Here is a 12575-nt window from a genome sequence, read left to right as displayed (position 1 = left end):
GAAATAACTTTGCAAAAAATTTCTGTTGAAAGATCTGCTTCTTATCACTCCGCCTTTTACGCAACTTAACACTCCTTATCCTGCTACAGCTTACATCAAAGGTTTTCTGAATACCAAGAATATTTCGAGCCATCAGGTGGATTTGGGGATTGAGGTTATTCTGGCGTTGTTTTCAAAAGAAGGAATCCGGAAAATTTTCGATAAGACTATTGATCTTCCGAATGTTTCGGAAAACACCCAGCGGATATTTACCCTCAGAAATGAATATATAAAAACCATTGACCAGGTCATCAGTTTTCTCCAGGGAAAAACACCGACCTTGGCACGGCAGATCTGCTCCATGAATTTTCTTCCCGAGGCTTCCCGTTTCAACCAGCTGGACGATATGGAATTTGCTTTTGGAAATATGGGACTGCAGGATAAAGCTAAACACCTGGCCACCTTATACCTGGAGGACCTCTCCGATTACATTGTCGAAAATATAGATCCTGATTTCGGATTCAGCCGGTATGCAGAGCGTTTAGGGAAAAGTGCCAATTCGTTTGACGAGCTATATGCTAAAATCATCGGCGATTCAACCTTTATTGATGGCTTCACTTTAGAAATCCTTCAGAAAAAGCTGGAAACCGTACAGCCCAAACTGGTTTGCTTTTCAATACCTTTTCCCGGAAATCTCTACGCTGCTTTCCGGTGCGCCAAATTCATCAAAGAGAATTACCCGCATATCAAAACAGCGATGGGCGGCGGTTTTCCGAATACGGAATTAAGGGAAATAAAAGATCAGCGGGTATTTGACTTCTTTGATTTCATTACCCTAGATGACGGCGAGCTTCCTCTTGAACTGTTGTATGAAAGCATCTGCCCTACTACGCAAAGTCAGGATGAATCCGCTCAGTTTAAAAGAACTTTTTTAATGGAGAACGGCGCAGTCGTTTATAAAAATAATTCGGTAAGGCACGATTATAAGCAGGCGGATATTGGAACTCCCGATTACACTGATCTTCAGTTAGACAAATATATTTCCGTAATTGAGATTGCCAATCCGATGCACAGCCTTTGGAGCGACGGAAGGTGGAACAAACTTACGATGGCGCACGGCTGCTATTGGGGAAAATGTACATTCTGCGATATTTCGCTGGACTACATCAAAATCTACGAACCGATTTCTGCAAAGATTCTGGTCGACCGTATGGAAGAGCTCATCGAATCTACGGGGGAAACAGGATTTCATTTTGTAGATGAAGCGGCACCTCCGGCCCTGATGCGGGAAGTGGCTTTGGAAATTTTACGCAGAAATCTGGTGGTTACCTGGTGGACGAACATCCGTTTTGAAAAAAGCTTTACGAAAGATCTCTGTTTTCTTTTAAAGCTTTCAGGCTGCGTGGCTGTTTCGGGCGGACTGGAAGTAGCAAGCGACCGTCTCTTAAAATTGATCGATAAAGGAATCTCCGTTGAGCAGGTTGCCAAGGTAACCCGAAATTTTACAGAAGCCGGCATTATGATCCATGCATACTTAATGTATGGTTATCCGACGCAGACGATTCAGGAAACTGTGGATTCGCTGGAAATGGTGCGGCAGCTTTTCGAGATGGGAATTTTACAGAGTGCCTTTTGGCATCAGTTTGCCATGACGGCGCATTCTCCGGTAGGAATCAATCCTGAAGAATTTGGGGTAACACCCATCAAGCAGGAAATTTTCTTTGCCAACAACGATATTGATTTCACCGACAAGACAGGGATCGATCATGGTAAATTTAGTTTCGGTTTGAAAAAGTCCCTGTTCAATTATATGCACGGAATTAATTTTGAACTTCCGCTTCAAGACTGGTTTGAATTTAAAATTCCGAGAACAACCATTCATCCGGATTACATTCACGACTGTTTGCTGGAAGATGAGGATTTTGTTTTTAAAGGAAATTCAAAAGTCATCTTTTTAACACAAAACGTAATCGCTGAGAATCGCGTAAAAACAAAAAAGAAGGCCGCTTACCCGTATACGAAAATTACAGCGCATTTAAAAACCAATGTTGTAAGCATAGATCTGGACCAGCAGCAGGCAGAATGGCTAATGAAAATATTTCAGGAAAATACTATCGAAAACCCTAAAAAGCTTACCCTTCAGCAACTTAAGATTAATTTTGAGCAGAATTTAGATGATTTTGAACTGTTCTGGTTTTCCAAACCGATGCAGCAATTGAAGGAAAACGGGGTAATTTTGAGCCTGTAATTTTTAATTAAATTTTCTCCGGAATTTTTTAAAATCTACAAATTGTGCTATAATTTCATATTTTTAGAATGATTCATCGTGAGAATTCGGCTTGTTATATCTTGAAGATCTAGATCAGGTATGAAGGAAAAATAATTTGGGAAGAATTTGGGTTTGGATTCCTATGGAATGACAAGCTGTGCGTTTATTTACTATATTGCTGCATTTCTTCTTATACAATGACAATCTTTATGTTTAATAGATTACTTTATTTTATAGTGTATTTCCATGTTATATTTGTCATTCCATAGGAATCTAAATATAGTATTAGGAGCAGTAGAGAAAATTCGGCTTGGGTTTCCTACAGAATGACAGACTGTGCGTTTACTTTACTATATTGTTGTATTTCTTCTTATGAAATGACAATTTTTGTTTGAATAAATCTACTTATTTTCTATTGCATAGTTTCAATGTTAGGTTTGTCATTCCGTAGGAATCCAGACATCGTATCGCAGAATAGTATGGTGATCGATTAAGAATTCTTTCTTAACTAAATTCGTTTAGTAAATAAAATAAGCTCATGAAAATTAAAAACTCCCGACGAAAATTCCGGGAGTTTATATTTATTACTTATTATAGTTCTCAATTATTTCTGTACCCCATCCTTTGTAACCTCTCCTACAATAACTTTTTCCTGGTTCTTGATAAAGTTGGGATCCATGATAGCCATTCTTTCGGCAATAGCTTTATACGTAGGGAATTTTAACAGCGATGCACGTCCGGACATTTCCCGGTACAGCGTAAAAGTTTTTCCGCCTGCCGATTTCAGCTGCTTGGTTGTGGTAATATATTTTCCGATGTATTTGCTGTTCGCATCGTAAATCTCAATATCGACAAACGTTTTATCGGTAATGGTATTATCTGCACCAAAGCTTACCGGGAGATTGGTGAAGTAACCGACCGGTTTTCCGTTGCTTAAAATTTCCCCAACATTGTTTACGGTAATGTTTAACCGGTCAATTTTGGTTCTTGTCGTGTAGGCATCTTTTGTTTTGGTATCCAGCTTTCGTTTAGGGGAACTTTTAAAAAGCTCGTCGAGATTTTTAATATTGATTCCTCTTTCGTCGATAATTTTCAGACTTTTGACCGAAGTATAAGCGGCCGACTTTTCTTCTCCTGAAAATGCAGAGGGCGAAATGTAATCAAGCTCCAGGGTTTTATCCTGGTTATAGATCCTCTTGAGCTTGATATAGCTATCGCGAACCGAATCTACGATACTTTTATCTTCAAATTCCATCGTATAGATCGGCGTTTCCTTGAGATCCATAAAGGTATACAGATTTCCCCTGTTTGAAACTTTTGCTACCGGAATTCCTTCAAGATTTACAATTCCTCTTTTGATTTTAACGGTCTGCGCCTGAAAAAAGGCACTGAAAACTGTAAATAAAATGATTAGACTTCTTAACATAAAACCAGATTCTTACATCATAAAAAAAAGTGTAACAAAGTTACACTTTCTTGAAAATATATTTAGCTTTTCATTTAATTATTCACAAAGGATAATTCCTTTATTATGATTAAATTCTACAACACCGCTTTTGATAGGATAAGAAAAAACCGAATCTTTTTCATCTTCTTTGGCAAAATATTTTGCATACGTTTCGTCAAGAGACTTTGCGTATAATTTTACTTTACCACCGATCAAAGAAGATACGATTCCTGCGTGGTTCTCCATGATGTGGAATTCACCATTTTTTCCAGGCAGCAATACCGAGTCTACTTTTCCTTCAAAAACTACGTATTCTGGTGTTAAAATTTTTATATTCATTTTAATTGCTTTTGGCTTTTGGCTAATAGCGTTCAGCTATCAGCAATTAGCATTATTATGCGTTATCAGCTAACATTTTTTGTCCGGCTTCGATCGCTTCCTCTATGGTTCCTTTCAGGTTGAAAGCAGCTTCCGGCAAGTGATCCAATTCACCGTCGATGATCATGTTGAAACCTTTGATGGTATCTTTGATATCTACCAATGATCCTGGGATCCCGGTAAACTGTTCTGCAACGTGGAAAGGCTGAGATAAGAATCTCTGAACTTTTCTTGCACGGTAAACTACCGCTTTATCTTCTTCGGAAAGTTCTTCCATACCAAGGATGGCGATGATATCCTGAAGAGCTTTGTATCGCTGAAGGATTTCTTTTACTCTCTGAGCACAGTTATAGTGTTCTTCACCGATAATTTCCGGAGCAAGGATTCTTGAAGTAGAAGCCAAAGGATCTACCGCAGGATAAATACCCAAAGAAGCAATTTTTCTGTCCAATACCGTAGTTGCATCCAAGTGGGCAAACGTTGTTGCCGGAGCCGGGTCAGTTAAGTCATCCGCAGGTACGTAAACCGCCTGTACCGATGTAATGGAACCGTTTTTAGTAGAAGTAATTCTTTCCTGCATCGCCCCCATCTCAGAAGCAAGTGTAGGCTGGTAACCTACCGCAGAAGGCATACGCCCAAGAAGTGCAGACACCTCAGAACCTGCCTGTGTAAAACGGAAGATATTATCTACGAAGAAAAGTACGTCTCTACCCTGTCCGCTTTCTCCACCGTCTCTATAATACTCAGCCAATGTAAGACCGGAAAGTGCTACTCTCGCTCTTGCACCAGGTGGCTCGTTCATCTGTCCGAAAACGAATGCGGCTTTAGAATCTTTCATTACTTCCAAATCTACTTTGGAAAGATCCCAACCTCCGTTTTCCATAGAGTGCATGAAATCGTCACCATACTTAATGATTCCTGATTCTAACATCTCTCTCAAAAGGTCATTTCCTTCTCTCGTTCTTTCCCCTACACCAGCGAAAACCGAAAGACCTCCGTGTCCTTTTGCAATATTGTTGATCAACTCCTGGATCAATACTGTTTTACCTACACCGGCACCACCGAACAAACCGATTTTACCCCCTTTTGCATAAGGCTCAACCAAGTCGATTACTTTAATCCCTGTAAATAAAACTTCCGCAGAAGTTGAAAGCTGATCAAATTTCGGAGCTGGTCTGTGAATTGGAAGACCACCTTCCTTAGATATATCTTGAAGTCCGTCGATAGCATCACCAACCACGTTGAATAGTCTTCCGTTTACTGCCTCACCGATAGGCATTGTAATAGGATTTCCGTATCCGATTACGTCCTGCCCTCTTTTAAGACCGTCAGTAGCATCCATTGCAATACATCTTACTGTATCTTCGCCAATATGCTGTTCTACCTCCAAAACTACTTTTTCACCGTTTTCTTTTGTAATTTCTAACGCGTCATAGATCGCTGGAACTGCTTCCACATCACTGAAGACAACGTCGATTACCGGACCGATAATTTGAGAAATTTTACCTTTAATTTGGTTTGCCATTGCTAAATTTTTTCTTGGTGCAAATATAATGATTCTTCATTAACCCGCAATTGGTAAAAAACAGATTTTTATCATATCTTTTTAATGAATATACCAATATATCTTTTTAACAATTTACCAATTAAATTACGGGTGATAGAAAGAGTTGGCATAATCTATTGTTAAATCGGTGCATTGTTATATTGTTCCATTAGTTTGCTTATATTTGCAGTCAAAATTTTTCCGGTTTGAAAGTTTTCAGGAATTTTAGCGAGTATACTTCTCAAAAGCCTCTAGCATTGTCTCTGGGCATGTTCGACGGGGTTCATCTTGGCCATAAAAGTATTATTGATGAGCTGATAAAGGCGGGTTCGGAAAACAATATGGAAACGGCAGTCCTTACTTTCTGGCCACATCCGAGATTTGTTTTTAACCCTAACGAAAACCTTAAGCTTCTGAATACCCTGGAAGAAAAAACGTTTTTGATGGAAAAATACAACATCGAAAACCTGTTTCTGAAAGAATTTGATGAAGAATTCAGAAATCTGACCGGCGAAGAATTTGTACGACAGATTTTGGTAGACCGGCTGCATGTAAAATATCTGATCATCGGCTACGACCATTCTTTCGGAAAAAATAAAAGCGGGAATTTCGAATTGCTGCAAAAGCTATCAAAAGAGCTAGATTTTGAAGTAGAACAGATGGAAGCCATCAACATCCATGAAAACAACATCAGCTCGACTAAAATCCGTAAAGCCCTTTTAGATGGAAATATCCGGGAAGCCAACGAAATGTTGGGTTACTCCTACTCCGTTTCCGGAATCGTTGTGCATGGAAAGAAGATCGGACGCACCATCGGTTATCCGACCGCCAACATCGAAACCGACTCTATTAAGCTTTTACCGAAAAAAGGAGCTTATATTGTTGAAGTTTTCGTAAAAGATCAACATTACAAAGGCATGCTGAGCGTCGGCACTAATCCTACAGTTAACGGGGAAAAGTTAACCGTTGAAGTGTATCTTCTTGATTTTAACGACGACATTTACGACGAAAAAATCACTGTGAAATTCCGTGATTTTCTCCATGACGAGATTAAGTTTGAAGGACTTGAAAAGCTGATTGAAAGGTTGGATGAAGATAAAAGACTGACGGAGGAATTTCAGTTTTAAAATAAAAACCGTATGGAGCAATACGGTTTTTTGGTACGGGTCAATCCTGCGATCTTACGTTATTTGATGTTTTAATCTTCTAATTCAATAGGATTACTTCCTTTTTTTTGTGTACTAACTGCTTTTTGTCTTTCTTTTTGATTTTGTGAAAACACTGTACCCATACTTTCCAATTGATATCTGGCATTTTCTCTAAAATTTGTTCTTGCTTGGGATAGCTCTTTTTTAGTAACATTCTTAGAGTTCTTATAGTACCTCTCACTTACAGTTACAACCTTACCTTTTAATTCAGTGCTTGAGATTGATTTTACCAACTCAAAATCATAATCTCCTGTTTTATCTGATATTTTTACAATCAAACCTGGAAGACCACTGAATTTATAAGGTCCATAAGGAAAAGGAATTTCGGTCGTATACCAAGCATTCCAGTCCCTTCCTTTATAACGTACTTCTGCCTTCTTACAAAGAATAGAATTAATGACCTTTGTTTCGTTAATGAGTTTCCAATTATCAATAACAGGACTATCATAGGATAACAAAGTCATTCCTATAGATTCATAAAATTGGATATTATTATTTTTTTGAATAATCAGAAAATTGGATTTTGAAACTGGGATATCGCTCAAATCAATAACATCCTTATTCTTATTATATTTTGCCATAAAAAGAGAGTCAAATTTCAAGGCATTCTCACTAATAAAAAAAGCACGGTCATCGCCTATTTGTAGTGAATAGAGTTCGCTAATTACATAGTCCTGATTGAGAGTATTCGGTTTATATTTAAGTAAATAGGTAAATTCTCCTTTTAATGAATCCTTGTCGATTGTCTGAGAAAAGACAAAAGAGAAAATAAATAGGAATACAATGTTTAAAAATTGGTTTTTCATAAAATTCATACTTCATTTTTAAAAAAGACCGTCCAAAAAACTTTGTTGTTATCCTTAAGTATTAGTGTGTTAATAAATAAACAGAAAAACTTAAGCGTGTGTTTATTTAGTTTTACCAAATTTAAAGGATATCAAAAATAATTTTTTGAACGGTTAATATTATCAATTTAGATTAACATGATTAATCCAGTTAAGCTTCCTCATTCAATTATAAAATGACTAAGGAGTATATGTGCTATCAATCATACAATAATTGTTTTGAATCTGCTGTCCCCAGTTAATCCATTGATCTGCTGTCCAATCCTGACAAGTATAAGCTGATGTACAAGTTACAACCACTGTCGCACATTGTACTCTTTTTGTTGCTTTATTTTTTAAAGTTGTTTTATTCTTATCTTTCGAAACAAGTTCTTTTTTTTCTTTTGAAAGTGATTCTTTCTTATTTTCTAACTTTCTATCACTTTCATACTTTGTAGAAATTGTATTTGCACTTACAGCTCCCGCTATCAAAACTCCAGTTAATAAAATAATTTTTTTCATTGTAATAAATTTCTATTGTTATTAAATTTTGTCTAAACTCTTGCGCAATTAGTTTTAACACTTCAAAGAAAAACAAAAAATGTGGTATACACAATATGTTTACTCACTTTTTATTGAAAAATTTATTATGTTAAATAACCAAATTGCAATTAATTACAAACAATTATCAGATTAAAATTAATTACTAGAAGCTGTATTTTTATGAAAAATCTATTTTTAAGAATTTTCAATTTCCTCTTTCGCTTTTTTCGTCAGTGATTTAAAAATCAATTCATACGAATGATCAATCATCTGAAATATTAAATCTCTTTTTAAGCCGTCAAGAGATACGGAATTCCAATGGGTCTTGTTCATGTGATAGGCTCCGGTAATCTGCGGATATTGCTCACGAAGCTCGATGCTCCATTCCGGATCCGTTTTCACACTGATTTGCAGCGGCTGTCTTTCCAGCGACATCAGCAGAAACATTTTTGTTCCGACCTTCATCACCAGCGTTTCATTGTCAAAAGGGAAGCTTTCGGTAACGCCTTTCTTCGCAAGACAGTAATCTAAAATTTCATTGGCATCCATATTTTAAATAATGAGTAATGGGTAATTAGTAATGAGTAATATTTTTTAATTCACTCCAAATTTAGTAAATTTAAGAAAGAAATATCACCACCTAAAATTTCACTTATTATGAAAGCTTTAGTTATTGGCGCTACGGGTGCTACAGGAAAAGATTTGGTCAGTCAGCTGCTCCAGGATCAGGATTTCGATGAGATTAAAGTTTTTGTGAGAAAACCTATTGAAATTCAGAATGATAAATTGAAAGTATATGTTGTGGACTTCGACAAACCACAGGAATGGAAAAATGAAGTTCAGGGTGACGTGGCATTTTCCTGCCTTGGAACAACGTTAAAAGCAGCAGGCAGCAAGGAAGCCCAACGAAAAGTTGATTTTGATTACCAGTATGAATTTGCAAAGGCCGCCAAAGAAAATGATGTGGATGATTATATCCTCGTTTCTTCATATGGCGCCAACCCACAATCCAAAATTTTTTATTCCCGGATGAAAGGCGAACTGGAAGAAGCCGTAAAGAAGCTTTATTTCAGTAAAATCACTGTTTTTAAACCGGGCATACTGGAACGTAAAGATTCTGACCGGCCGGGAGAAGTGCTGGGAAGCAGGATCATTAAATTTGCTAACAGGCTCGGGCTGCTGGAAAGCCAGAAACCCTTGCCAACAAACGTTCTTGCCAGGGCCATGATCAATTCCTCAAAAATTAAAAGCAACGGGTATTCGAGCATCAAGCTCGGGAATATTTTCTGCTTTGCGGAGAAGAGTAATGAATAGTGAATGGTGAATGGTGAATAGTAATAAAATTTTAAATGCTGTCCGTTAAAAGAACAGCATTTAAATATGTCGATTTAACTGAATTCAGAATTAAGTTTCTTCCTGATCTCTTCAGCAATTACCTTATCCTTTACTTTTTCATAAGTCTTCTGAGCTTTTTTAATAAGCTTTTCGTCATTTTTGCTTTTTCCTACCTTTATTAATGCCAGTGCATAAAGGGAAAGAAAGCCGTCGTCTTTATTATAGGTAGAATAGGCATCTTCCAAGTAGGGCAAAGCGGTTTCATAGTTCTCCTTAAGCGTATAAAGCATACCATACATATAGATAACATCATCTTTGACTTTTCCTGAAGTCTTGTACAGATTCTCCGCCTGTTTTAAATTCTCCAATCCTTTTTCATAATCTCCTAAAACGATAGATGTATTTCCGATTCCGTAATATCCTTCAGGATTTTCCGGAAAGTATTTCACCATTTCAATATATTTTTCCCTGGCTTCTTCCACTTTACCGAATCTCATAAATTGTATAGCCAGATTTTGTTTGAAGATGGGTGCCTTATTCTGAGCGAGGCTGTCAGCAATATAATACGCAGCCAAAGCTTCTTTATGCATATCCTGTAATCTGAAAAAATAGCCTGCCATAAAATACGCATCGCAGTATTTAGGGTCTTTTTCTGCTATTTTCAGCAATAAATTAGTGACTCCGCCATAATATTTTGGATAATTCAGTGCTAAGAAAGCAGTTTCAAAACTCTTCTTTGAATTTGCATCCTGCGGTGTACAATAGTTTGTTTTTCCTAAGAAATAAGAATCCTGCGAAAATCCTTTGATGAAGAAAAACAGAATAAAAATGATTACTAGTTTTTTCATGGTTTTAAAATTAAAAAAGTGGATAAAAAATCCACTTTATAACGATATTTTTTATTATTTATTTCAAATACTTCGTAATCGCTTCATCCGTAGGTTTTGTCGTACTTACGAAAGAATCAACCAGCTTTCCGTTTTCATCAATTAAAAATTTGGTAAAGTTCCAAAGGATGGTTGTATTTTTTACGCCATTCAGTTCTTTCTCCGTTAAATATTTAAAGATTGGAGCCGTATCGCTGCCTTTTACTGAAACTTTAGCAGCCATTGGGAAAGTTACGCCATAGTTCTTCTGGCAAAAAGCACCAATTTCTTTGTTTGATCCGGGTTCCTGTCCTCCGAAGTTGTTAGCCGGAAAACCGACAACAACCAATTTATCTTTATATTCTTCCGATACTTTTTCCAGATCGGCATACTGAGGCGTAAATCCGCATTCCGAAGCGGTATTTACAATAAGGATTTTCTTTCCTTTAAAATCGGCAAAGTTGATCTGCTTTCCTTCTTCCAGGGCATCCACTTTGAAATCGTATATCGATTTTCCCATAAGTTCTTTGGTTTTGGCTTTAGAAACGTCATTTTTCTTCTGGGCGCAGCTGTTGAAAAAAGCAACGACCGAAAGAAACATTAAAAACAATTTTTTCATAATTTATTAAATTTATTTTTTTGATTAAAATTTAAAAGTGTTCGCCGGGAAAACTTTATTGATATCGATCCGGTTGATCAGCATTACATAATCTCCATCCTTTTTGGCACTGGAAGATTCGATTCTGAAAGGCATCGACAGATTTCCAACCTTTTTATAATCCGAATAAAGTAAGGTTTCATCTTTCTTTATTTCTTTCAGCAACATATAGTTTTTCGTATCGAAATAATAGACGTTTTTATTAACGTTTTTTGTTAATTCTACTTTGTGGCAATAGATATTCCCGATTTTTTCTTTTCCCAGATATTTGGCTTCAAAGCCTTTATTTTCCCAATCGATAAAATCGTTGTCGAAACTTTCCGGAACGTATCCGGCATATTCCTGAACTTTATTGGTCGCATAATTCATTGCATAACCTTTGGTTCCGTCATAGCCTTCAATTGCCGTGTCTTTTCCACCAATGGTAATTACGGTTTTGGTAAGATTCGGACGTTGCTGATAGATTTTAATCGGGTATTCATCTTTTACACCCAAAATGACTTTTCCCTGAAGCAGTACAGAATTCAGAAGCTTCCAGTTCGTTAATCCTCCGGACAGTTCGATATTTTTATCAATAATTTCTTTTGCCGTCTGAGCTAAACATAATTGGGAACATACCAGAATAAATGCTAACAGTAATTTCTTCATTAATACTTTTTATAAATTCAAATATAAGGCTTTTTTAATTTGAAAAAAGGAGACCAATATCACATTTTAAAATTATCTATCAGCAAATGTTCAGATTAATTTTCTTGCTTTTTCAAGATCTTCCGGCGTATCAATTCCTACGCCGACGAAATTGGTTTCTATCATTTTGATTTTCATCCCATATTCCAGATAGCGGATGCATTCGATTTTTTCTGAAATTTCCAGAGGCTTCATTTCCAGTTTTGAAAACTGGATCAGCGCATGTTTCCTGAAAGCATAAACGCCGATGTGCTTAAAGTAATCGACATCGTAGGAAATCTCCCGGTGAAAAGGAATAACGGAACGGCTGAAATATAATGCGAAACCGCTGTTGTCGGTGATCACTTTTACATTATTTGGGTTTTCGATCTCTTCCTTTTCGTGAAGTTTTATTTTCAGGGAAGCCAATGAAATTTCCTGGTTTTCGTCGTTGCGGAAAACTTCAATAAGCTGTTGCAAAGGTTCTAATTTTAAAAACGGTTCATCTCCCTGAACATTGATGACAATGTCACAGTCAATATTCTGTACGGCTTCTGCAATACGGTCGCTTCCTGTTTCATGCTGCCCGGTCATCACCGCTTTTCCTCCGTTTTTTACAATTTCATCAAAGATAATTTCTGAATCGGTTGCCACAAAAACTTCATCAAACAAACCGGTTTCCACTACATTCTGATACGTTGTCGTAATAACGGTTTTCTCTCCTAACATCTGCATCAGCTTAGCAGGAAAACGGCTGGCTTCATAACGTGCGGGTATCACTGCGATGATTTTCATATTTTAATGTAACAATTTAAAAATACAACAGTGTAACAATTGGTAAACTGCTACACTGCTA

General features: G+C 36.9%; 13 protein-coding genes. 3 read left to right on the top strand and 10 right to left on the bottom strand.

All coding sequences use genetic code 11. The features are described from left to right. Positions 1–25 precede the first annotated feature (25 nt). Complete coding sequence (locus QE422_RS11820; protein ID WP_307458437.1) at positions 26–2227, top strand: radical SAM protein; 2202 nt, start codon at positions 26–28, stop codon at positions 2225–2227. A gap of 625 nt (positions 2228–2852) precedes the next feature. On the opposite strand, the gene QE422_RS11815 is transcribed toward QE422_RS11820, so the two are convergent. The 3 genes from QE422_RS11815 to atpD form a co-directional block, all read right to left on the bottom strand. Then, complete coding sequence (locus QE422_RS11815; RefSeq protein ID WP_307458435.1) at positions 2853–3674, bottom strand: hypothetical protein; 822 nt, start codon at positions 3672–3674, stop codon at positions 2853–2855. Positions 3675–3752: 78 nt separating this feature from the next. After that, positions 3753–4034, bottom strand: a complete 282-nt coding sequence (locus tag QE422_RS11810; RefSeq protein ID WP_307458433.1) for a F0F1 ATP synthase subunit epsilon — start codon at positions 4032–4034, stop codon at positions 3753–3755. 55 nt (positions 4035–4089) lie between these two features. Then, positions 4090–5598 (bottom strand): F0F1 ATP synthase subunit beta, encoded by a 1509-nt coding sequence (gene atpD / locus QE422_RS11805; protein WP_307458430.1) that lies wholly within the window; start codon positions 5596–5598, stop codon positions 4090–4092. 227 nt (positions 5599–5825) lie between these two features. On the opposite strand from atpD, the gene QE422_RS11800 reads away from it, so the two are divergent. Further along, entirely contained in the window at positions 5826–6746 is a 921-nt protein-coding gene (locus QE422_RS11800; RefSeq protein WP_307458428.1) for a bifunctional riboflavin kinase/FAD synthetase, read from the top strand. Between the two features lie 71 nt (positions 6747–6817). Here the strand turns inward: QE422_RS11800 and QE422_RS11795 are convergent, their stop codons facing one another. From QE422_RS11795 to QE422_RS11785, 3 genes are all read right to left on the bottom strand, one after another. After that, the gene (locus tag QE422_RS11795) at positions 6818–7633 is read right to left on the bottom strand and encodes a GLPGLI family protein (protein WP_307458427.1); all 816 of its coding nucleotides are present in this window, start codon (positions 7631–7633) and stop codon (positions 6818–6820) included. A gap of 219 nt (positions 7634–7852) precedes the next feature. Further along, positions 7853–8173 carry a hypothetical protein gene (locus QE422_RS11790; protein ID WP_307458424.1) on the bottom strand — a complete coding sequence of 107 codons (321 nt, stop codon included), beginning with the start codon at positions 8171–8173 and terminating at the stop codon, positions 7853–7855. 216 nt (positions 8174–8389) lie between these two features. Next, positions 8390–8743 carry an MmcQ/YjbR family DNA-binding protein gene (locus QE422_RS11785; protein WP_307458419.1) on the bottom strand — a complete coding sequence of 118 codons (354 nt, stop codon included), beginning with the start codon at positions 8741–8743 and terminating at the stop codon, positions 8390–8392. A gap of 108 nt (positions 8744–8851) precedes the next feature. Between QE422_RS11785 and QE422_RS11780 the strand changes: the two genes are divergently transcribed. Then, positions 8852–9508: an NAD(P)H-binding protein gene (locus QE422_RS11780; protein ID WP_307458417.1), complete on the top strand. Its 657-nt coding sequence runs from the start codon at positions 8852–8854 to the stop codon at positions 9506–9508. Positions 9509–9582: 74 nt separating this feature from the next. Here the strand turns inward: QE422_RS11780 and QE422_RS11775 are convergent, their stop codons facing one another. The 4 genes from QE422_RS11775 to kdsB all read right to left on the bottom strand — a co-directional run bounded on the left by QE422_RS11775 (position 9583) and on the right by kdsB (position 12514). Next, entirely contained in the window at positions 9583–10377 is a 795-nt protein-coding gene (locus QE422_RS11775; protein ID WP_307458414.1) for a lipopolysaccharide assembly protein LapB, read from the bottom strand. Between the two features lie 58 nt (positions 10378–10435). After that, a complete protein-coding gene (locus tag QE422_RS11770; protein WP_307458411.1) occupies positions 10436–11014 on the bottom strand; it encodes a glutathione peroxidase in 579 nt (192 codons plus the stop codon). 24 nt (positions 11015–11038) lie between these two features. Next, positions 11039–11701, bottom strand: a complete 663-nt coding sequence (locus tag QE422_RS11765; protein ID WP_307458408.1) for a histidine kinase — start codon at positions 11699–11701, stop codon at positions 11039–11041. A 90-nt stretch (positions 11702–11791) separates the two neighbouring features. Beyond that, positions 11792–12514, bottom strand: coding sequence for a 3-deoxy-manno-octulosonate cytidylyltransferase (kdsB, locus tag QE422_RS11760; RefSeq protein ID WP_307458406.1), 723 nt, complete (start codon positions 12512–12514; stop codon positions 11792–11794). Positions 12515–12575 lie beyond the last annotated feature (61 nt).

It is taken from the genome of Chryseobacterium sp. SORGH_AS_0447, from assembly GCF_030818695.1.
Classification (GTDB): Bacteria; Bacteroidota; Bacteroidia; order Flavobacteriales; family Weeksellaceae; genus Chryseobacterium.
Note: the sequence above shows the minus strand (reverse complement) of the source record. Positions and strands in the feature narration are given on the sequence as shown.

What these genes read in the sequence shown, in the direction of transcription:
- QE422_RS11815 (WP_307458435.1), bottom strand. Translation starts at nt 3,674, where the DNA reads ATGTTAAGAAGTCTAATCATTTTATTTACAGTTTTCAGTGCCTTTTTT.
- QE422_RS11810 (WP_307458433.1), bottom strand. Translation starts at nt 4,034, where the DNA reads ATGAATATAAAAATTTTAACACCAGAATACGTAGTTTTTGAAGGAAAA.
- atpD (WP_307458430.1), bottom strand. Translation starts at nt 5,598, where the DNA reads ATGGCAAACCAAATTAAAGGTAAAATTTCTCAAATTATCGGTCCGGTA.
- QE422_RS11795 (WP_307458427.1), bottom strand. Translation starts at nt 7,633, where the DNA reads ATGAAAAACCAATTTTTAAACATTGTATTCCTATTTATTTTCTCTTTT.
- QE422_RS11790 (WP_307458424.1), bottom strand. Translation starts at nt 8,173, where the DNA reads ATGAAAAAAATTATTTTATTAACTGGAGTTTTGATAGCGGGAGCTGTA.
- QE422_RS11785 (WP_307458419.1), bottom strand. Translation starts at nt 8,743, where the DNA reads ATGGATGCCAATGAAATTTTAGATTACTGTCTTGCGAAGAAAGGCGTT.
- QE422_RS11780 (WP_307458417.1), top strand. Translation starts at nt 8,852, where the DNA reads ATGAAAGCTTTAGTTATTGGCGCTACGGGTGCTACAGGAAAAGATTTG.
- QE422_RS11775 (WP_307458414.1), bottom strand. Translation starts at nt 10,377, where the DNA reads ATGAAAAAACTAGTAATCATTTTTATTCTGTTTTTCTTCATCAAAGGA.
- QE422_RS11770 (WP_307458411.1), bottom strand. Translation starts at nt 11,014, where the DNA reads ATGAAAAAATTGTTTTTAATGTTTCTTTCGGTCGTTGCTTTTTTCAAC.
- QE422_RS11765 (WP_307458408.1), bottom strand. Translation starts at nt 11,701, where the DNA reads ATGAAGAAATTACTGTTAGCATTTATTCTGGTATGTTCCCAATTATGT.
- kdsB (WP_307458406.1), bottom strand. Translation starts at nt 12,514, where the DNA reads ATGAAAATCATCGCAGTGATACCCGCACGTTATGAAGCCAGCCGTTTT.